The 18,997-nt window shown below is 59.4% G+C and carries 18 protein-coding genes and 1 tRNA gene; 7 read left to right on the top strand and 12 right to left on the bottom strand.

The window, feature by feature from the left end; all coding sequences use genetic code 11:
* Positions 1-73: 73 nt before the first annotated feature.
* Positions 74-988 (bottom strand): DMT family transporter, encoded by a 915-nt coding sequence (locus tag G442_RS0102740; RefSeq protein WP_026396744.1) that lies wholly within the window; start codon positions 986-988, stop codon positions 74-76.
* A 264-nt stretch (positions 989-1,252) separates the two neighbouring features.
* Here G442_RS0102740 and G442_RS0102730 point away from each other — a divergent pair, with 264 nt between their 5' ends.
* Positions 1,253-2,026, top strand: a complete 774-nt coding sequence (locus G442_RS0102730; RefSeq protein ID WP_026396743.1) for a JAB domain-containing protein — start codon at positions 1,253-1,255, stop codon at positions 2,024-2,026.
* 156 nt (positions 2,027-2,182) lie between these two features.
* Here G442_RS0102730 and G442_RS0102725 read toward each other — a convergent pair whose 3' ends face one another.
* Both G442_RS0102725 and G442_RS20600 read right to left on the bottom strand, forming a co-directional pair.
* On the bottom strand, positions 2,183-3,160 hold the full coding sequence (locus G442_RS0102725) for a beta-1,6-N-acetylglucosaminyltransferase (RefSeq protein WP_026396742.1): 978 nt from the start codon (positions 3,158-3,160) through the stop codon (positions 2,183-2,185).
* A gap of 265 nt (positions 3,161-3,425) precedes the next feature.
* Positions 3,426-5,720, bottom strand: a complete 2,295-nt coding sequence (locus G442_RS20600; protein ID WP_051291839.1) for a GumK N-terminal domain-containing glycosyltransferase — start codon at positions 5,718-5,720, stop codon at positions 3,426-3,428.
* A gap of 72 nt (positions 5,721-5,792) precedes the next feature.
* On the opposite strand from G442_RS20600, the gene G442_RS0102715 reads away from it, so the two are divergent.
* The 4 genes from G442_RS0102715 (at position 5,793) to G442_RS20595 (ending at position 10,097) form a co-directional block, all read left to right on the top strand.
* Positions 5,793-6,221 (top strand): hypothetical protein, encoded by a 429-nt coding sequence (locus G442_RS0102715; protein WP_026396741.1) that lies wholly within the window; start codon positions 5,793-5,795, stop codon positions 6,219-6,221.
* The gene (locus G442_RS0102710; RefSeq protein WP_026396740.1) at positions 6,209-7,504 is read left to right on the top strand and encodes a polysaccharide polymerase; all 1,296 of its coding nucleotides are present in this window, start codon (positions 6,209-6,211) and stop codon (positions 7,502-7,504) included. The genes G442_RS0102715 and G442_RS0102710 overlap by 13 nt, the downstream gene beginning before the upstream one ends.
* A gap of 12 nt (positions 7,505-7,516) precedes the next feature.
* Complete coding sequence (locus tag G442_RS0102705; RefSeq protein WP_084440303.1) at positions 7,517-8,512, top strand: glycoside hydrolase family 5 protein; 996 nt, start codon at positions 7,517-7,519, stop codon at positions 8,510-8,512.
* Between the two features lie 73 nt (positions 8,513-8,585).
* Positions 8,586-10,097, top strand: coding sequence for a lipopolysaccharide biosynthesis protein (locus G442_RS20595; protein WP_051291869.1), 1,512 nt, complete (start codon positions 8,586-8,588; stop codon positions 10,095-10,097).
* Positions 10,098-10,343: 246 nt separating this feature from the next.
* Here G442_RS20595 and G442_RS26425 read toward each other — a convergent pair whose 3' ends face one another.
* Positions 10,344-10,478, bottom strand: coding sequence for a hypothetical protein (locus G442_RS26425; protein WP_264801919.1), 135 nt, complete (start codon positions 10,476-10,478; stop codon positions 10,344-10,346).
* Positions 10,479-10,969: 491 nt separating this feature from the next.
* Here G442_RS26425 and G442_RS0102685 point away from each other — a divergent pair, with 491 nt between their 5' ends.
* Both G442_RS0102685 and G442_RS0102680 read left to right on the top strand, forming a co-directional pair.
* Positions 10,970-11,452: an Hsp20 family protein gene (locus G442_RS0102685; protein ID WP_026396738.1), complete on the top strand. Its 483-nt coding sequence runs from the start codon at positions 10,970-10,972 to the stop codon at positions 11,450-11,452.
* 91 nt (positions 11,453-11,543) lie between these two features.
* Positions 11,544-11,804 carry a DUF1150 family protein gene (locus G442_RS0102680; protein WP_026396737.1) on the top strand — a complete coding sequence of 87 codons (261 nt, stop codon included), beginning with the start codon at positions 11,544-11,546 and terminating at the stop codon, positions 11,802-11,804.
* A gap of 369 nt (positions 11,805-12,173) precedes the next feature.
* Here the strand turns inward: G442_RS0102680 and hpf are convergent, their stop codons facing one another.
* The 8 genes from hpf to G442_RS0102635 all read right to left on the bottom strand — a co-directional run bounded on the left by hpf (position 12,174) and on the right by G442_RS0102635 (position 18,883).
* A complete protein-coding gene (gene hpf, locus G442_RS0102670; RefSeq protein ID WP_026396735.1) occupies positions 12,174-12,761 on the bottom strand; it encodes a ribosome hibernation-promoting factor, HPF/YfiA family in 588 nt (195 codons plus the stop codon).
* A gap of 63 nt (positions 12,762-12,824) precedes the next feature.
* Positions 12,825-14,342 (bottom strand): RNA polymerase factor sigma-54, encoded by a 1,518-nt coding sequence (gene rpoN / locus G442_RS0102665; protein ID WP_026396734.1) that lies wholly within the window; start codon positions 14,340-14,342, stop codon positions 12,825-12,827.
* Between the two features lie 9 nt (positions 14,343-14,351).
* Positions 14,352-15,152: an LPS export ABC transporter ATP-binding protein gene (gene lptB, locus G442_RS0102660; protein WP_243430123.1), complete on the bottom strand. Its 801-nt coding sequence runs from the start codon at positions 15,150-15,152 to the stop codon at positions 14,352-14,354.
* Positions 15,152-16,243, bottom strand: a complete 1,092-nt coding sequence (locus G442_RS20590; RefSeq protein ID WP_051291838.1) for an LptA/OstA family protein — start codon at positions 16,241-16,243, stop codon at positions 15,152-15,154. Before G442_RS20590 ends, lptB begins: the two co-directional genes overlap by 1 nt.
* Positions 16,244-16,990 (bottom strand): LPS export ABC transporter periplasmic protein LptC, encoded by a 747-nt coding sequence (gene lptC / locus G442_RS0102650; RefSeq protein ID WP_026396732.1) that lies wholly within the window; start codon positions 16,988-16,990, stop codon positions 16,244-16,246.
* The gene (locus G442_RS0102645; RefSeq protein ID WP_084440302.1) at positions 16,987-18,042 is read right to left on the bottom strand and encodes a KpsF/GutQ family sugar-phosphate isomerase; all 1,056 of its coding nucleotides are present in this window, start codon (positions 18,040-18,042) and stop codon (positions 16,987-16,989) included. The genes lptC and G442_RS0102645 overlap by 4 nt, the downstream gene beginning before the upstream one ends.
* A 66-nt stretch (positions 18,043-18,108) precedes the next feature.
* Entirely contained in the window at positions 18,109-18,768 is a 660-nt protein-coding gene (locus tag G442_RS0102640; protein WP_026396730.1) for a ribonuclease D, read from the bottom strand.
* A 28-nt stretch (positions 18,769-18,796) separates the two neighbouring features.
* Positions 18,797-18,883 (bottom strand) — tRNA-Leu (locus tag G442_RS0102635).
* Positions 18,884-18,997: the final 114 nt, after the last annotated feature.

The raw sequence follows: 18,997 nt of genomic DNA, 5'->3' as shown, positions 1-18,997 counted from the left end.
AAGCCTTATCCGTCTACGTTGGCTTACGAACATGGGTCCAACTTGCCGTCGATTTATCCTGCGGGACGACGCCTCAGCCTTGCTCGACCTCAATAGGCGCGATGACAGCCGAAGCGTTACGGCGCGGCAGGAAGGCGAGAATGTTGCCGCTCAGAACAAGGGCGACCCCGCCCAGCATGGCCGGCGTCCAATGCAGGTCCTCGAAAAACCCTGATACGCCGAGGGCTATGACAGGTGAAATGATGGTCGTGTAAGCCGCCCTGTCCGCGCCAATACGGTGGATAAGCGACATGTAGGCGATAAAGCCTGCCACCGAGGCCGCTACGGATAGATACGCCAGTCCACCTATCCAGCGGGCGGTGAGCGGAAAGGCCAGGGAATGCCCCAACGACAGGACATCGCATGCGAGGAGCAGAGAGCCGAATGTCATCCCGTAAAACACGGCGTTTGTAAGGCCGAACCCGCTGCGGGCGATTCTTCGCGTGATCATGTTGCCAAGAGAAAAAATCGTGGTTCCGACAAGCGCCAAAGCCACGCCCGATAACAACTGCTCACGCGTGACGGCGGTCGCTCCGGCCCCGGAGCTCAACAGCAGGGCGACGCCTGTCACGCCGAGAACTCCGCCTGCCACGACCCGGATGTCGGGCTTCTGACGAAAAAATATCCACAGATTGGCGGCGTTGAGGATCGTCGACGTGCTGAATATGACGGACACGACGCCGCTTGGGAGAATGCTCGCTGCGCTGTAGATGCCCAGAAAATTGACGGAAAACAGACTCATGCCGAGCAAGGCGAGCCATGGCGCCAGAGCGCGCGGCGGCGGGCGCAGCTTTCGCGTGACCGCCAACCAGCACCCAAGCAAACACGAAGAGATGGCGAAGCGCCAGAAAATCGCTACGTCCGACGTTGTGCCGCCAACTTGCAGATGTATGGCGAACCAGCTCAGGCCCCATACGATAACGACGGCGGCGAACAGTAGCGCGGTCATAATGTGACGAACTCCCCTGGCGGACGTCCTTGAATGAGCGCCGCCGGTCGGACATATCGCGACTATCGGCGAACGCAATGGGCGGCGCCGATCGGATGCGCCATTGGGGAAGGGAAAATCGATCGCGCAGACAAGATTGCTGGGGCGAGGAAAGTAAAAGCGCCTGATCCGTAACGTTCAGATCTGACGACGCCAAAGATTCCTGGACTTGCCAGATCGCGGGAAACGACGTTCGATCTACCGGAGGAAACACGCGCCGCGCATATGACGGGACCTGACATGGACAATCACTTCCCCGCGGAGCTTGCGCACGGCGACGTTCGGCGTGCTGGAGAAAGAGCCGCCACAGCGGCTTTCTCCAGCACGGGGCCGTCGGGTCATCGCTCTCGTATGCGGACGCGCGTTCTGGAGCGTGGCGCTCCGGCCCTCGCGGATTACGAGATTCTGGAGATGCTGCTCTTTTTGGGGATAGCCCGTCGAGACACAAAACCGCTCGCCAAAGCGCTGATCAATCGGTTTGGGTCGTTGCACAAGGTGCTGGAGGCGGACCGGGACACACTTGCGGAAGCCGGTCTGAATCCCGCCAGCGTGGCAGCCTTGCGTCTCCCTTTGCTGGCCGCAACGAGACTGGCGGCCGCCGAGGCGCGTTCTCGTCCGCAGCTTGGCGATTGGGAGGCCCTGCTCGCTTATTTCGATACGGCCCTCGGCGGCGCCGTGCCGGGGCAGTTACGAATTTTATACCTGGACAACCGGAACAGACTGCTGGGAGACGAAGCCGTCAACACCGACGCGTCACGCTCGGCGCCCCGTGTAGAGAGCGCGGCGATTCTGCGTCGGGCGCTGCAACTACACGCAACGGCCATGATCGGCGTGCGTCTCTGTGGCGACGCGGACGTGCCGGAAAAACGAGTTCTTGCAGATTCTGCATTGGCGTCGGAGTTGTCGCGTTCAGGTGCGTTACTGGCGATCGCAGTGCACGACTTCTTCGCATTGAAGGGCGGGGCCTGGGCAGGCCTGCGGCGTCTGGGCAAACTGTAACGCACGTTGGCGATCAAATTCCTTTTACGTAGATCATGAAGGTTGAATTTTTCTCGGAAAGCATCCGAGCTTATAGAAGCTTTATCGCTCCAGCGCAGTAGCCGTTACGTCAGGTCGGGTGCTTCCTGAAACCATCCGAAAGCGAAACGCCACGCCCTAACCTCTCCCGAAAGCGATTCGGTTTCTGGTTGCTGCATTGCGCACGTCACGATACCGAGCATCCGCGGCCTTGATAATGGCGCGCGATATGTCCGGCGTGCATTTGCGGGTAAACAACGCGTCGCTGACGAGAACTTCTGCAAGATCATTCGTCGTCAAACGCCGGAGATCCACCGTTCCTGCAATGCGTTGGCGCCATGTTCTGTGCGTGGGGGGCTGTTTGCGGATGAAATGCCGCCCCTGAACATGGGCTCCGGGACCTGTCACGTTCAGGCGATTTCCGGTTTCGCGCTGGCGTCTGACAAACAGTGTCGTGAAAAAGATCTCATCCGGGGCCAGGGCGTGACGCAGCGTCGTTACAAGTTCATCGGGCGGATAGGAACATGTAAGCGCGAGCGCGCGATCAAAGACAAAGAACTGCGATCCCTTCCACAGATCGTCGACTTCGACGCGTCGTTCGTAAGGCAATCGATTGTTGATCGCCTTGAACATATTCCACAGTCGGTCCCGAAGCGGACCGCGCTTGGGATTGATGAACGTCACATCGAGCGGGTGCGTTTTTGTCACGACGTAACGTCCCAGTCCCTCGTTGCGAGAAAGAGAGGCGTCGATTTTTCCCCAGACTGCAACGCATGCGGGCGCCGCGAGCAACGCGTCTCCCAGAGCAGGCGCAGGGAGCAGGGGAAAGCATGATCCGCTGAGCAAAACGAAGCGTTCGTTCTTCGGATCGCGGACCGCTATTCGCAGCAGATTTTGCGTCGCACGAACGATGGAGAACCCTCCCCAGTTCACGATCTCCCTGTTGCGTAAAATATACAGGTTGGGTCGTGGCTCAGAATCCAGCCATTTCAGATCGACTGTTTTCCTGTCCATATGAATATAGACGGAAGAGCGACTGTCCGCGAGAAGCCTGTCGATCAGCAAGCGCAGTTGCTCATCGACTGCATGGGCCATGACGAGATAGGCGATTTTCATGCGCCGTCATCCTTTTTCGCTATTCCAGCTTGAAGCCTCCCTCCTCCGCGCGAAGCAGATAGAGTGAATAGAGACGTTCTGTAGAATGTTGAATGATGATTTTGTCAAAAAAGCGGATCGAGCGGACGAAAGATCAATGTGTGTGGGTGCGAGTGCGCCACGCGTTAAGCGGAAAGTTGTCCTTTATTATAAAACATCCCAAATAAAATTGGACATTTCACAGAGGAATGGTCCGAATAAGATTCGATCTGACAGCGAAATCCGTTCACGATGAAGGGCTCGTGTCGAGAATGCTTTTTCCAGCCGACAGTCGGTCGTAAACGTCTTCAAGCCTTTTCGTGCAGAGTTTGCGGTCATGTGCGCGTACAATGAAAGCACGGGCGGCCTGGCCGAAGCGGTCAGCCATCTCGTCGTCACTCAGAATCGCGATCAGATGACGCGCCATCGTCTCGACATCGCCTTCGGCGAATGCAAACCCGGTTTTGCCGTCCTCCATGCCCTCGGTGGTTCCGCCGCTGGCCGATGTGACCACGGGCACGCCGCTCGCCTGCGCCTCAAGAAGCACGAGTGGAAGGCCCTCCTTGTCGCCGCTTTTCGCCGTAATGCTGGGAAGGCAGAAAACACGAGCTTCCGCCATAAGGGCGCGCACGCGATCTTGCGAGACCGCGCCCGGCAGAGCGACGCCGGCCGGAGCCATGGCCTCGATTTCCGCGCGCTGCGGTCCGTCGCCGGCGATGATCAGCCGGGCTTCCGGCAAGGCCTCACGGACTTTCGCGAACGCCTTGACGAGCAGAGTAGCGCCTTTCTTTTCGACCAGCCGTCCGACGAAAAGAATGACGGGCGCTCGTTTACCTGCCGTTTCTCCGGCGGGGACGAAACGGTCGACATCGATGCCGATATGACAGACCGTGACGCGGTCCGAGGGGATCCCGACCGCGAGCGCCGCGTCGCGAATGGGACCCGACACCGCGACAAAACCGACGCGCTGTGCTTTGGCGAGGCGTTGCAGGCGCAGCGGATACCGTTTCCAGCGTCGTCCCGCCCGCCCCTCGGCGAACCATTTCATGTGGGTGGTGATGTCGGAGCCGTGCAGCGTCACGAGCAGCGGCGCGCCGAGGCGTTTTGCGATCGGCCATGCCTCAACGCCGTCGAAGCCGAAATGCGCGTGGATCAACTTCGGTTTGACAGCGCGCGCTATTTTCAGAACTCCGGGTGAGGGGAGATCGAAGCGCCGCAGCGCCGCGCCGATAATGCGCTCCGCAAAAGTCGCGGGGCCGGTGTGACAGGTCCGCGCTTCCAGTCCCTCGAGAGGGAGTTTGTCGATTGCCCGCTCTCCGATCAGCACTGGTCGCCAGCGCTGCAGGGCGAGGGCCTGATCGCGCACGAAGGTTTCGGAAAGCGGCAGGACCTCGGTGCGGTAAATCGCCGTCACCGGCTTATCGCTCTGCTGCTCCAGACGGTGTTCGGGGAAACGTTCCGGATACAGCAGACGATCAACCACTTCGCTCCAGTCCGGAAGATCCACCGATATGGGAGTCGTATTCGCCAACGCGCCGGTGACCGCTGCGGCGATGGAGGCGGCGTCGCCGGGTTTGTACGCGAATCGTCCAGCATCGCCGCCAGCAGCAAAGTCGGGGCAGACGGCGGGTTTGCCAAAGAATGCGAACTGTCTGAGCTTGAGAGATGTGTCGAGCAGGTATCGCGGCGTGTCGGCGTCGCGATAGGGCGCTACGCCGAAGGCTGCATGCTGGATGTAACCAAGAGTTTCTTCAAATGGGGTCTCTGGTAACACGATGATATTTGGACGTTTGTCGAGCGCCTCCGCCGCGCGGCCTGCTCCGATGACGTAAAAGTCGAGGTCGGGGAAGGACGGCGCCGCCATATTGAAGAACGACGCGTCGAACAGCATGGATCCGACCGAAACGCAGGCGCGACGGACCGAAAAAGGCGACGGACGTGGGCGTTCCATGAGAGCGCGGTCGACGCCTTGAGGGGCGAATATGGCGCTGCGGGCATGCGGCATGCCGGAGAGGAGGAGCGGCGAGGGCAGGCGAACAAGATCGATCGCGTCAAAATTATCGAGAAATCCCTGCCTGATCGTGCGCGCTGCGCCGATAACGCCGAGATCGTCCGAGGCGAGGTAGACGATTTTCGCGCGAGGGTTCAGCTTTCGTATGTCAGGCACGAAGATCGCCGCCAGTCCCGATTCAACAAATACCGTGTCGGCGTCTCTAATCCAACGCTTCAGGATGCCTGGCTTCAAGAGACGGTAGAGCCGAAACATGGCGGCTTCTGCGAGCCCCAGAGCCGCACGATTCAGGCGGAACGGATGCCAGAGCCCCCGCTGCAGATAGCACTCCACGCCGTCGGAAAGTTCGACGCTGTTGGCGACGGCGGCGAGGTCGGCTCGTGTGTCGCCACGATGCTCGGACAGGCGACTGAGGCCGGTGGAGAAGAACCGCGTGCGGCCTCTGCGAGCAAGTTCCCGCGCAATGAAATGCACGCTCGCCTTACGGCGTGAACGAAAATCGTGCACCGAGATGACAAGTGAATCTGTCATGCAGTCTGGGCTCCGCGCCGATGAGAGGGACGGGTGAACGGAAAGCAGACGCTGCTTCGCTCAAGAGTGGGGATGGATTTCGATCGCAGGAACTTCGCGATTGCGCCGACATATTTACCCGGCTCGACATCCCGATCAATGGTCTGGAAGCAATTGTTTCAGAATATTGAGGCGCTTCATTATGTTTACATAATCTCTTTCTTTGCACTTGCGTTCGGGATTGCCGCCCATACAGTGAAAACACTCTCAAAAGGTCGTGGTTTGGACGTTCGGCGTGTGACATTTCCGGGCAATGGAGGTCGTCGGGATTTCGACGGATTCCGGGCTGACGTCGACGGACGTGGTTTTCGTGCGGTGTCTTCGATGGCGAATGACCCATGGAATGTGAATTCTGAAAATTTGTTTTTTTATTTAGATTTTTCTTATTATTGGTTCGGTTCTGGCTCGTTCCGCCATTGGCGCGGTAACGCCGGGTCTGGAGGCGCGCCATGGACGCGGTAGTTTCTCCGTTCAGACGGACGGTCGGAGCGGAAAATGCTGCGACCGGAAAGTGGATCGTGGTGACGTCGCTTATGTTCAATCTGTGGCTATGCTTCCTGCAGACGCGCGGTTGGCTGCATGCTTCCAGCGCGACGGTGGCGATGGTCGAATTGCTGGTTATCGGCGCTGCGGCGTGGTGCGTGCGGCGGCAGGTAAATGAGCGGGTCGTGGTGATCGCGGCGCTGACCACGGGCTATGTGGTCGCAGCCAAAATGATCAATCCGGCGGAGAGTCCAAAGATTCTCCATGATCTTTTCATTATGTATGTTTTCTATTGCCTCGGACGCGGCTCGGGCCGCCCTGCAGCCCAATGGACGATCTGGGCGGCGATGGCGCTCGTCCTGACGATCGGATTGTTCGAACTTCTGGCTCCCGATGTCTACGGGCAACTCTTCAACGTGTGGCAATATTATGTTGAGAAGGGCGTTTTATCGCAGGATACAGTGAATTACTCGGGCACCACGATGTTCGTCAGTGGCAATCGTGGGGAGGGCGCGCGCACGTTCCTGCCGTCGTTGCTCGGATCTCATCGCGTGTCGTCAGTCTTTCTTGAACCAGTATCGATGGGCAATTTTGCGGCGCTGGTGTTCGCATGGTGTTTGGCTGTGTGGCGCAATCGTCCCGGCGGCCGCCAGATCGCCCTGATCGCTCTTGCGCTGGTGTGCATCGTTCTGACGGATTCGCGTTTTGCAAGCGGTTGCTGCGTCGCCATGCTGCTTGTCCGTATCTCGCCGCTTCGACGTTCGTCGCTATTTGTTTTCCTGTTGCCGATCGGGGTTGTCACGGCGCTGACAGTCGTTGGCGCGCTGCATGAAATTCCTGGCGCGACGCCATCGATCCTGACTGACAATCTCAAGGGACGGCTCGTTTTTTCAGGACGACTTCTCGATTACTGGACGCTTTCGCCGTGGTTCGCGTTCTCCGTTTCGCCTGTCTACACGGCGGACACCGGTTATGCTTATATTTTTAACACCCTAGGCGCGCCGTTAACGCTGCTTTACGCGCTTATATTTGCGTTTCATCGGAACGCGAGCCGCGACGCCGCTGTGATGAAGACAATGCTGGCGGTCTATTTTTCCTGCTCTCTCTGCATTGGCGCAAATTCCGTAACTATCAAGACCGCGGCGCTTCTGTGGTTCTTGTATGGGGCGCTCGATGCAGTTCCCTTGGCGGAGCGGCGTCAGATACGCCGTCAGAAAGCGTCTGCGTCGCTTTTTCCGGTGGGGGCGGCGGCTTGCGAATAAGGAGTGCAACCCATGAAATGGCGTAAGCTTTTCCATGCGACTGCGGCGATCCTGACAGCCCTGGGCGCTCCTGCAGGGGGGCGTGCGGCGGACCGTATTCTCTCCGGCGTCAATCTTGCCGGGGCGGAGTTTTCTTCCGGGCGCGTACCCGGGCGCTATGGGTGGGATTACTCGTTCCCCAAAGACGAGGAAATTGCGTATTACACCAGCAAGGGCATGACCCTGTTTCGCTTGCCGCTGTTGTGGGAGCGTCTTCAGCCGAATCTCTCGCAGGATTTCGACCCAGCCTATCTGTCGCGTATCCAGTCAGCGGTCTCCGCCATCGAAGGCGCGGGCGGCGAAGTGATTCTCGATATCCACAATTACGGAAAATACCACGGACAGATGATAGGGTCTCCCGATGTCCCGGTTGCGGGGTTCGTGAATCTCTGGACCCGCCTTGCGGCCATCTTCGGCAAGGATGGTCGGGTTCTGTTTGGGCTGATGAACGAGCCGCAACTGGCCTCCGCCGCCGATTGGGCGCAGATCGAGCAGCAGACGGTGGATGCGGTCAGAAAAAGCGGCGCGGTGAATCGGATTCTCATCTCGGGCGTGAACTGGGATGGCGCGCATAATTTCGCTCAGGTCAACGGCGCGGCGTTGGCTGGCGTGCACGACGAAAAGCGCAGGCTGATTTTTGAAGCCCACCAGTATTTTGATGCTGATTCCTCCGGGCGATCAGATGTTTGCGTGGCAGGAGATCAGGTTCTGCCCCGGTTGTCGTCATTCGCCGATTGGCTGGCTGAGCATCATGCGAAGGGGCTTCTTGGCGAATTCGCCGTGGGACGGAACGCGCAATGCCTCGATGATCTGAAAACAGCGATGGCCTATGTGAACAGTCGGCCGAATGTCTGGTACGGTTGGACATACTGGGCGGGTGGAAGTCGTTGGGGCGAGTACATGTACACGCTGGAGCCAACGAAAGACGGCGCCGATCGGCCGCAAATGAGCGTCCTTACCGATCGCTGATCACGATGCGGCGGTTTTGTATCCGTTGGCTTTGGTCGGCGGATTTTTATACGAAAAGAAACAGGGAGCGATGATGACGGCGGTGCGGGCTAGGGATGCCGGTGAAGCGGGAAAAGATCTTAGCCGCGCAGCGACAAGCGGTTTTGTGTGGCTGCTCGTTCAAAGCTTCGCTGCTCGCGGGATTGGATTTTTCTCTCAGTTGATTCTGGCCCGATTGCTGCTCCCTGCGGATTTCGGCGCGATCGGACTGGCTTACACGGTCACAGGGGTCGCGAACTCGCTTGTCAGCTTCGGTGTCGATGACGTGCTTCTGCAGCGCCAGAAGAGCATTCGCTGGTGGTCGACGCCTGCCTTCTGGCTGTGCCTGGGGCTCGGGACCCTTGGCATGGTGGTGATGATCGCGGCGGCGCCGTTCGCGGCGCGCTGGTATCACGCTCCCGAACTTGTGGGACTTATCGCCGCCATCGCTGTCGCGACGCCGTTGCGGACGTTAGCGACGGTCCCCGCAGTGCGAATTCGGGCGGAGATGGATTTCCGGTTCCTTGCAACGTTCAACACGTTCGACATTTTCGCGCTGCAAGTGTTGACCATTGTGTTCGCAGCGTGCGGGCTGGGCGCGTACAGTTTCGCCATTCCGTTTCCAATTCTTGCCGCCGTGCGCGCCGTGTGGTTCTGGCGTCGGTCGCCGCCCGAAATACGCAACAGGGCGCGGGTTGTTCAACTGCGATATTTGATGAGCAACAGTTCGGTGGTTTTCCTGACAAAGACGCTGATAGAAATCGTCAATCAGGGCGATTACATCGTGCTGGGGTTGATTGCGTCTCAAAGTATCGTCGGGTTCTACTTTTTTGCGTTCCGCTTTTCGGTGCAACCTGTGCGAATGCTGGCCGGAAACTTCACCAACGTTCTTTTCCCGGCCCTTGCTCAACTTCGTTACGACCCGGCGCGACAGACGCAGGCGGCTGTCAAAGCCTGTCGTCTTCTGGCCTTCCTCGTGATGCCGTTCTGCTTCCTGCAGGCGGCGTTGGCTCGCCCCGGGCTACATCTTCTGTTTGGCGAACGGTGGATGGATGCGGTTCCATACGTTCAGATACTCAGCATAGGGCTGCCGTTTGACGCTATCAGCTGGATCACCGGGGCGCTTCTGAGCGCGCGTCGCGAGTTTCGCCGCGCGTTTGTTTACGCTCTTGTTTCGACGCCCGCATTCTTCGGGCTTGTTTTGCTTGGGGCGTGGCTGGGACAGGCGATGGGCGTGGCGATCGCCGTTGGCGTATATTATTTCGTTTATCCGCCAGCCACGTCGTTTCTGGTTCTTTGCAAGAGCGGCGTGTCGTGGAGAGCGGTGGTCGATTTTTACCTGTCGCCGTCAGCTCTCGCCGCAGTCGCCGTTGGGTTGGGGCAGTTGGGTGCGGCGTCATCTGCTTTCGCAGGTCACGACTTTGCTCAATGTATGGTGATTGGCGTTGCGTGCTGTGTGGCGTACCCGGCGCTGGTGTTCGTTTTCAAGCGGGATATGTTCGAACAGATCGCGCAGCGATTTCGCAACATGAGCGGGAAGCTTGGCAGAAAACTGTCTGCTGCGTGATTGTTTAGTTGGCTGCATGGGCTGAAAAAATCGCGCTGGCGCTGCTTCTGCGCCTGGCGAGCATCCCGCGACGCCTTGCAGGGAGGCGTCAGGGATACGCACTGCGGGGATGATCCGCAGTCACAAAGCCTGACGTGCGCCCATCGGGCGCCTCATGGCCGTCGCTACTAACGGGGTGGGCGTAACCGAGATTGCTGGACCCAAAGGAAGTTCAGGTCGCCCCGTTCCTTACAGGTCGGAACGCCTTTAGTTGGTGACGCGATCTGAAAGGGCGGTGGCGACCATCAGCACGCCAACAGCGGGCACAAACGCGAAAACAGGGATCGAAGCCAGCGTGGTGACGGGGTTCGAAAGCAGCATCAACGCAGAATGAATAAGCATAGTAGAGACTCCATATGAATTGGTTGGCGTGAAAGAGCGCGTCTTCACGCTCGTTGCAACCAGAGGCATATGCTTATCAGGTGTCGAAAAAACACATGATGATGTTTTCATTGCTGAATTTCTTACGAAATTATTAGGCCGCATTGGCAGCCTTGATTGAAAAAAAGCCAAAGCTGGGTTTACTTGCAATGTCAGAACATGGACGCACATTAAATAGTCAACGTTATTAGGGTATGCTTAAAATTTAATCTAAACGTTTGCTCAAAAAATAATCTTTTGGCGGTGTGTTGGAGTTGAAATTTGATGGAAATTTCAATGTATGCATTTTTTGTTGTTAGCCATGAAGTGGACGCATAACTGAATCTGTCCCATCGGCTTGGTCGCGCAAAGCCACATCGCCTCTTGCACGCAGCCCGCTTCGTTCCATATCGTAAGCACGCGGTCGCCATGTTGGGGCCGTTTCCCCGTCTCGCTCATTGGAGGAGGCTGCAATGTCAGGCAGAGTTTTTGGGTCGCCTATGTTCCTGGGTTTCGATCATCTTGAAACCATGCTGGAACGCGCGTCGAAGTCGTCGGGCGACGGCTATCCACCCTACAATATAGAGCAGATCGGCCCGTCGGCGCTTCGCATTACGCTGGCAGTGGCCGGATTTGTAATGGAAGATCTTCAGATCACGCAGGAGGATAACCAGCTGGTTATCCGGGGCCGTCAGTCTGACGATTCGCAGGGACGAGTGTTCCTGCATCGAGGCATCGCCGCGCGGCAATTCCAGAAAGCGTTTGTCCTTGCGGAAGGGATAGATATCGGCGGCGCCTGGCTCGATAACGGCCTGCTGAACATCGACCTTTACAGACCTGAACCCGAGGTGCGGGTTCGACGCATCGACATAACCAAGGGCGCAGCGGCGAATCCGCCGGCGAACGACCCGGCGGAGCGACCGACACGCACGATACGTGCGATCTCTGACGATTGAGCATCATTCAGGAACGTTGGGACGTCATCACCCGTTAGAATAATTGGGGGCGCTCCCTTCGCGTCCTGCGTCTTGGACGCAAGGAGGAAGCATGAGAGGCACGGCTATTAACGGAAGATCAGCAAAAGTCGGCAAAACTGCGAGCACTGTCGATATTCGCAACTTGTCGGACGATGAATTTCTTACTCTGGGTGTTCCAACCTTGGTTTATGTGCGCAAGGGAACATCTGGCGGGCAGGACGTATTCGCGATTCATGCGGCGAACGGGCAGGTAGTTGGGCTAACTGAAGATCCTGAGGCTGCGTTTACGGCTATTGCGGACCACGACATGGTGCCGATGACGATTCACTGAGCGTCCGCCTGTATCTGCCGCTGAGGCAGGCAGGTTCATACGCCAGAGTCCACCTGCTCAGGCGTGGTTGTTTTATGGGAGAGCATCTTCCAGAAGGCGCAGCCCAAATCGCCTCACTGAAATTGTATTCAGTGAGGCGATTTCTGGTGAGAAGATTTTCTTGCTGCGGCTACAAGATAAAATACATCTCATAAAACGTCATTTTTGTATTTTCTTTCCTCCTCTGATTTCTGGAAGAAATTGTATATATTTCGAAATTTCCTTCTTTCGTCCAATAAAAGAAATTTTCTTTTGATGGAGTTTTGGGACGGATTTGCGCGCGAAACACGGCGGACCCCGGCATATTGCTGGGGTCGACCGCATGGCGGGTCACGTAGGGGTTGGATCGACCCAGCCAATATTTCCGTCGTCTCGGCGGTAGACGATATTGATCTGCCTGCTGACGCTGTTGCGGAAAACCAGAAGGTTTCTATCCGCCAGATCAAGGCGCATCACGGCTTCGCTGACACTCAGAAGTGCGATTTCCGTCGGTTGCTCGGCTATGATGGTCGCATAAGGCCCTTCGCTTTCGTCAGCTGTTTGCAGCGAAGTTGCAGGCGGCTCCGTTTGTCGCAACACATAGGTGCGTCCGACTTCCGGTCCAGGATGGCGTGCCGAGGCGCGCGAGTGCGTCTGCACCCTACGACGATAACGCCGTAGTCTGCGGGCAATATGCTCGGCTGCGTCATCGAATGCGCTGTGCGCGTCCGATGCCTCGCCTTCTCCGCGCAGGGTCAGCCCACGACCTGCGTGGACGTTGATATCGCAAGTAAAAAATGACCGAGCGCGGCTGAACGTTACGTCCGCTTCCAGCGCCTGATCAAAATATCGGTCGGCAATGCCGCCCAGGTGGGATGTCACGCGTTGTTTCAGCGCGTCTGACAAATCAAGTTGTTTACCGGCCACATGAATGTTCATTCTGACAGGCTCCTTTGTTGAGGAAACCGGTCGCCAGGTCGATCTGACGGTGAGCGCGCGCCGTCAGACTGAGGCGGCTTTCTCCCTTTTTCTCTGCGTTGAGCATGCTATGCGCAACGCATCTCGGTATTTGGCCACGGTTCGTCGTGCGATGTCTATTCCTTCTTTGCGAAGTTTTTGCACGATCGCGTCGTCGGACAGCGTATCGCCTGGATTTTCGTTGTCGATCATTCTACGTATTTTGAAACGTATGGCCTCAGCGCTTTGAGTATTGCCAGCATCACGTCCTTTGACAGCCTGTGTGAAAAAATATTTCAGTTCGATGACGCCGCGTGGGGTCTCGATATACTTCCCGTTGGTCGCGCGGCTGATCGTGCTTTCGTGCAGGCCGGTTTCGACGGCGACCTGCTGCAGCGTCAAGGGGCGTAGGCCCGTAGGGCCCTCGTCGACAAACTGACCTTGTACGCGCATGATTTCTGTCCCGACCGTCAGCAAGGTTCGAGATCGCTGGCTGATTGCGCGCATCAGCCAGCGTGCCCGGGCGCCTTCCGCGCGAACGAATGCATGGTCGGATCGAGAGCCGTAAGAGAGCGAGCGGGCCATCAACGCGCCGTCCAATCGGAGGTGAGGCGCAGCATCTGGATTGAGTTCGACGCGCCAGTTTCCTTCCGGGGTGTGGCATGCGCGAAGATCAGCGATAAGCACAGGCGGCGTCTCAATGCCCAAGAAGCCGGGCTTCGGGTTCAGGCGTCGCAACTCTGACAGCATGTCTGCGAAGTCTTCCGTATCGACGCCACATATGGCTCTGACGCGGGCGTATTCATGCGCGCCGAGGAGATCGAGATTGTCGACCATCGCCGCCATCGCCGGATCAAAGCGGTTCTGTGCGATCAATTGCGCTGCAAGGCACTCCTGAAGCGAGTGCGCGAACAGTCCCGTGGGTTCGAATCCCATCATCAGAATGCGAATTTTTTCGACGACAGTGGTTTCGACGCCAAGGCGTATAGCGATGTCCTTCGTAGAGAGTGAAAGGCGTCCGACCGGATCGAGAAGTGTGATCAGATGCCCGCCTATAAGACGGTCACGCGCGTCCAGATGGCGCGCGAGGCGCAGTTGCTCGCCCAGGCTTTCGTGCAGGGACACTGGAGCAGGCAGGCGCTCCAATCGCTCGCCCCACCAGTCGCGTGCGGTTTCTGTGGTTGCCGTTCGCGCGCCGCCAGATCCTGCGACAGGGGCGCCGTCTCGATCATAACAGTCGTCGAAACCACCCGCTTCCGCCATGTGAATGAATTCTGCGTCGAGCGGTGGGGCGTCGTCCGGGGGAAGGGTGTTTTCGATCAACGCGTCGGAGGACGTGAGGGGTTCCGACCCGCCCGAAATCTGGTCGGGCGCAGGACGCTCCGGCGGCAGATCGGCGTTGTCTGACGCTCGTGACAGCAACGGATTACGCTGCAATTCGTCGTCTACAAGCGCGGTCAGTTCCTGACTCGTCGCGTGTAGAATGCGGATGGCCAGTCGCAATTGCGTCGACATGACCAGATTATGCGTTTGTCGAAGATGAAGCCCGGGGACCTGCGTCATGCGGTCAGTTTAGAGGGAGAAACTTTCTCCAAGGTACACGCGGCGCACGTCTTCGTTCGCGACGATCTCTTCCGGCACGCCCTGCATCAGCACCTGACCACCATGCATGATGTAGGCCCTGTCGATGACTTCCAGCGTTTCACGGACGTTGTGGTCGGTGATCAGCACGCCAATTTCGCGATCCTTCAGATGCGACACGAGATCACGGATTTCGCCCACTGCGATGGGATCGATGCCCGCCAGGGGTTCGTCGAGAAGGATGTAATGCGGCTGGCTCGCCAACGCGCGCGCAATTTCAAGCCGTCGTCGTTCGCCGCCGGAAAGAGCGAGGGATGGGGAGCGGCGCAGGTGCGAGATGCCGAACTCCGCCAGCAACCCGTCCAGCATCGCGTCGCGGCGATCAGGATCCGGCTCCACGACCTCAAGGGCCGCCATGATATTCTGTTCGACGTTAAGGCCCCGGAAGATGCTGGCTTCCTGCGGCAGGTAGCCAATGCCAAGGCGTGCGCGGCGGTACATTGGCAGGCGGGTGATGTCAGCGCCGTCGAGCGTGATTGCGCCAGTGTCAGGCTGCACCAGTCCGACGATCATATAGAAGCTGGTCGTCTTGCCCGCGCCGTTCGGGCCGAGCAGGCCTACGGCTTCTCCCCGATGCACTTCGATGGAGACGTTTTTCACCACTTCGCGTTTTTTATACGACTTGCCGATGCCGTCCGCGAAAAGTCCATGCGTGCGGTCTCCGCGCGCATTCAGGGGGGAGGGGTGGCCGGAAAACGGCTCCTCGATGGCCTGTGTCTGCTCAGTGGTCATCAATGGCTGCCGCCGCCGTTATTGTTGTTGGGTACGACCAGTCCGTTCACGCGTGCGCCGGGGCGTTCCGTCATGGTCGCAATTCCGGTGTGCATATTGATAATGGCCGCCGAACCCTGAAGCTGGTTCTGCCCGCGAGTGATATGCACGTTGCCGACGATGCGTGCGATGCCCGTGTCCGGCACGTAGACGCCGCGATCGCCAACTACGACCTCCGTGGGGGTGCGGACCCAGACATGGCCGAAGGCGTTGACCTTCTCAAGCTTGCCTGAGCCGTTGGCGATTGGGTCGCCCCCGGCTTTCGGCGCAGGCGTCGCCGCGGCTGGAGACGCAGTGTTGTCGGGAGGGGCGCTGTAGCCGACCAGCACGTCGGCCCGCACCTGCTTGCCTTCGTTGGTCGTCACGATGGCGTCGCCGCGTCCGATGGAGATTCGCGGTTGCGAATAATACTCCATCGAATCGCGCGCCGTCAGGACGTCTTGCGGCGTGGTGATCTTCATGGCCTTGCCGTGCATCACCAGAACGGCCTGATCGATGTCGTAGACGGCCTTGTCGCCCCATCCCTGATCGGTGGCGGTGAAGATGTGCACATGCCCTATGGCTTCGAGACGGTAGATTTCGTTCGCCCCGGAGCTATCCATCCCCCCGGTCGGACCATTCCCCGATGCGGTCGGCGCCGTTCCCGGAGGCGCCGCCGCCACGGGCGCGGTTGGCGGCGTGGCCATAGTGGGTGCGGCTGACGTAGGGAGGGCGCCCTTCGCATCTGCAGCACCGGGCTGGGCGGCTTTCTTTCGGTAATAGGCGATCAGCTTGTCCGCCGTGACGGTGACGTCCCCGCGAACTGCCTGCGCCTGATCATAGGCCGTGACTTTCTGTGCGTTCTGGTCCCAGTCGAAGCCGCCGAGCGCGGTGACCGTGATCTGGCCGCCGTGCGAGAGGTCGATCGCTTGCGCGCGCGCCTGCGGCGCAAGCATGGTCAGGGTCACGAAACCGGTCATGACGCTGGCGACGGCGCCAAACGCAGCGCTTGCCGGTCGGAGTGCGCTCGCGACGAGAAGTGGCGCGAAGTCGGGGAATCTATGGGGCGCCATTCAACTCGCCTTGCCTTGGCTGGGACTGCGGTCGTCGTTCAGTATCAGGCGACCCGGCCCGCGAAACTGGGCCACGCCGTCATGTTGCGACAGCCAATACGACTTCGCGTCGAGGACGCCAAACGGTCCCTCGACGCGGACCCACGTGTTGGAGGCGACGACGCCGGCGCGCATGTCTATGTCCGCCGTCGGTCCTCTCATCATCAATCCGTCGTCTCGGTACAGCCTTACCTCCCCGGTGAGAGCGAGCGTCTGCTCTTTCTGCATATATACCCCGGTCTCGGATTGCAGATAAAGCCATGCGCCGCTTTGCGTGAGCGTATCGGCTGTGGGCTCGACCAGATCAATGCGGTCGTCGTCGACCTGATGTGCGGTCACGGCGGTTATCATGTAGGGCCGTCCATGCGTGTCGACGCTACGATAGACCGCTCCGGCCAGATTGCCGCTCTCAAGGCGCAGCCGCGTCGCTTCCGTCAACGCCGAGCGGCTGGCGTTCATCAGTCTCTGAATCTCCGGCCAGACGGCGATAGAACTGAGCAGTAGCAGCGCCGTTGCGGGCAGCACCCATTTCGCCCACCGCACCATCGCCTGACGGCGTGCGATCTCGGCGCCCGACGGCGCCTTGCGCGCGGCGACGGAGGCAGCCTGCATTGCGGCGCGCTGCTGGCGAACGTCTTCCCCCGAACGGTTGAAATCGTGACGCTCAAGCCGGGCGGAATCGTCTTGAGGCGGTTTGTCGTCCGTCATGCGACGCCCGCCCGCAACAAGTCATGCACATGCACGACGCCGACGACCTGACGCTCCGGCGTAAGCACGAACAGCGACGTGATTGGCTTGTCGCGTTCGTTCATCAGACGTAACGCTTCGGCGGCGAGAATGTCCGGGGCCACCGTCAGAGGCGCGCGGTTCATCACCGCGCCGGAGGGAGTAGCGTTCAGATCGCGATCGAGCGCGCCGCGAAGATCGCCATCGGTGATAATCCCCGAGAGCTGTCCGTCTTTCCCAACGACGCCGACGCAGCCCAGGGCCTTGCGGGTCATCTCCATGATCGCGTCGCGCAACGACGCTTCCGGCGTGACGAAAGGCAGGGCGTCTCCCGTCCGCATCAACTCCCTGACCGTGCGCAGGCGCGCGCCGAGTCTGCCGCCGGGATGAAACACGCCGAAATCGCCCGCCGTGAAGCCGCGTCGCTCCATCAGGGCGACGGCCAGTGCGTCGCCGAGAGAGAGTTGCATCAGGCTGCTGGTGGTCGGGGCCAGACCGACGGGGCAGGCTTCCGGCACCGCCGGGAGCAGAAGAACATGGTCTGCGGCGCGGCCAAGGCTTGATTCCGGACGCGCGGTCACCGCTATCAGTGGCAGTCCGAAACGCAGACTATGCGCCACCATGTCAGCCAGTTCGGCCGATTCGCCGGAATTGGAGAGAATCAGCACCGCGTCGCCTCGCGCCAGCATCCCGAGGTCGCCGTGGGACGCCTCCACCGGGTGGACGAACAGGGCAGGGGTGCCGGTGGAACTGAGGGTCGCCTGTATCTTGCGCCCAATATGACCGGATTTGCCGATGCCGGTGACGACAACGCGCCCTTCCAGCGAGGCGATGACTTCGACGACTTTGGAAAATTGTCCACCCAGCCCACTGGCGTCGAGCATAGCCTCGGCGAGCGCATTGAGCCCGACCGTCTCTTTTTCGATGACGTCGCGCGCGGCTGACGCCGCCGATCGTCGCGAATCGTCCGGCGAGCAGAAGGCGTTGCCGGTGATGTCAGGGAGGGGGGACCCGGAGGGGGCGGGGTGCGTCATGTCCGGCTTCTATCATCCCGCACGGGCGTGCGGTCAATCATGCCGTCACGCGCGAACGCGCCGAAGTCAGCTTCGGTGGGAGAAGATGTCCGGTTCTTCATACCCGAGAATGTCGAGCCGCGCGCGCGCCGGAAGGAAATCGTAACAAGCCTGCGCCAGCTCGCGTCGGTTTTCGCGCACAAGCAGGGCTTCCAGTTTTCCCCACAGGGCATGGAGATACAGGACGTCGGACGCTGCGTAAGCGAGTTGCTCCGGCGTCAGAGACGGAGCGCCCCAATCCGAGCTTTGCTGCTGCTTGCTCAGATCCACGCCGAGAAGGTCCCGGCACAGGGCAGCGAGGCCGTGGCGATCCGTGAACGTGCGCACCAGACGCGCGGCAATTTTCGTGCAGGCGACAGGCGCCACGGTCACGCCGAACGTGTGCTGAAGCACGGCGACGTCAAATCGCGCAAAATGCATCAGTTTGAGCACGTCGGGGTCGGCGAGCAGGCGCTTCAGATTTGGGCAGTCAGCGGGTTTTCCGCCAGGGGCGTCGGGTCGGATCTGCACGAGGTGTGCGGTTCCGTCGCCAGACGACAACTGCACGAGGCAGAGGCGATCACGGTGGGGATTGAGGCCCATCGTCTCCGTGTCGATAGCGACAACGGGGCCGAGATCCAGGCCGTCGGGCAGATCGTCATGATGAAGGGTGATGGCGCCATCGGAGGATGTGTGCCTACCGTTCATGACCTGCCTTGCTTTGAGAAAGAAAGAGTGGTGCCCAGAAGAAGACTCGAACTTCCACGACCTTGCGGCCACAGGTACCTGAAACCTGCGCGTCTACCAATTCCGCCATCTGGGCAAGATGACAACCGGCGAACCGGGTGTGGAGAGGGCGTTTAAACGGGCCTCGCCCCCCGGTCAAGGGGGCTTTCGCAGCCTTTGTGACGTTTCTTTTTCAACAGCCCGATTTGTG

The organism is Acetobacter nitrogenifigens DSM 23921 = NBRC 105050, assembly GCF_000429165.1.
GTDB lineage: Bacteria > Pseudomonadota > Alphaproteobacteria > Acetobacterales > Acetobacteraceae > Acetobacter > Acetobacter nitrogenifigens.
This window is presented reverse-complemented; position numbering and strand designations above follow the sequence as displayed.

Coding starts and splice junctions, on each gene's coding strand:
- G442_RS0102715 (WP_026396741.1), top strand. CDS start 5,793: ATGGATTTCGATCGCAGGAACTTCGCGATTGCGCCGACATATTTACCC.
- G442_RS0102740 (WP_026396744.1), bottom strand. CDS start 988: ATGACCGCGCTACTGTTCGCCGCCGTCGTTATCGTATGGGGCCTGAGC.
- lptB (WP_243430123.1), bottom strand. CDS start 15,152: ATGACCACTGAGCAGACACAGGCCATCGAGGAGCCGTTTTCCGGCCAC.
- G442_RS0102705 (WP_084440303.1), top strand. CDS start 7,517: ATGAAATGGCGTAAGCTTTTCCATGCGACTGCGGCGATCCTGACAGCC.
- G442_RS20595 (WP_051291869.1), top strand. CDS start 8,586: ATGACGGCGGTGCGGGCTAGGGATGCCGGTGAAGCGGGAAAAGATCTT.
- G442_RS0102730 (WP_026396743.1), top strand. CDS start 1,253: ATGACGGGACCTGACATGGACAATCACTTCCCCGCGGAGCTTGCGCAC.
- G442_RS0102640 (WP_026396730.1), bottom strand. CDS start 18,768: ATGAACGGTAGGCACACATCCTCCGATGGCGCCATCACCCTTCATCAT.
- G442_RS0102710 (WP_026396740.1), top strand. CDS start 6,209: ATGGACGCGGTAGTTTCTCCGTTCAGACGGACGGTCGGAGCGGAAAAT.
- lptC (WP_026396732.1), bottom strand. CDS start 16,990: ATGACGGACGACAAACCGCCTCAAGACGATTCCGCCCGGCTTGAGCGT.
- G442_RS26425 (WP_264801919.1), bottom strand. CDS start 10,478: ATGCTTATTCATTCTGCGTTGATGCTGCTTTCGAACCCCGTCACCACG.
- rpoN (WP_026396734.1), bottom strand. CDS start 14,342: ATGACGCAGGTCCCCGGGCTTCATCTTCGACAAACGCATAATCTGGTC.
- G442_RS0102725 (WP_026396742.1), bottom strand. CDS start 3,160: ATGAAAATCGCCTATCTCGTCATGGCCCATGCAGTCGATGAGCAACTG.
- G442_RS0102685 (WP_026396738.1), top strand. CDS start 10,970: ATGTCAGGCAGAGTTTTTGGGTCGCCTATGTTCCTGGGTTTCGATCAT.
- G442_RS20600 (WP_051291839.1), bottom strand. CDS start 5,720: ATGACAGATTCACTTGTCATCTCGGTGCACGATTTTCGTTCACGCCGT.
- hpf (WP_026396735.1), bottom strand. CDS start 12,761: ATGAACATTCATGTGGCCGGTAAACAACTTGATTTGTCAGACGCGCTG.
- G442_RS0102645 (WP_084440302.1), bottom strand. CDS start 18,042: ATGACGCACCCCGCCCCCTCCGGGTCCCCCCTCCCTGACATCACCGGC.
- G442_RS20590 (WP_051291838.1), bottom strand. CDS start 16,243: ATGGCGCCCCATAGATTCCCCGACTTCGCGCCACTTCTCGTCGCGAGC.
- G442_RS0102680 (WP_026396737.1), top strand. CDS start 11,544: ATGAGAGGCACGGCTATTAACGGAAGATCAGCAAAAGTCGGCAAAACT.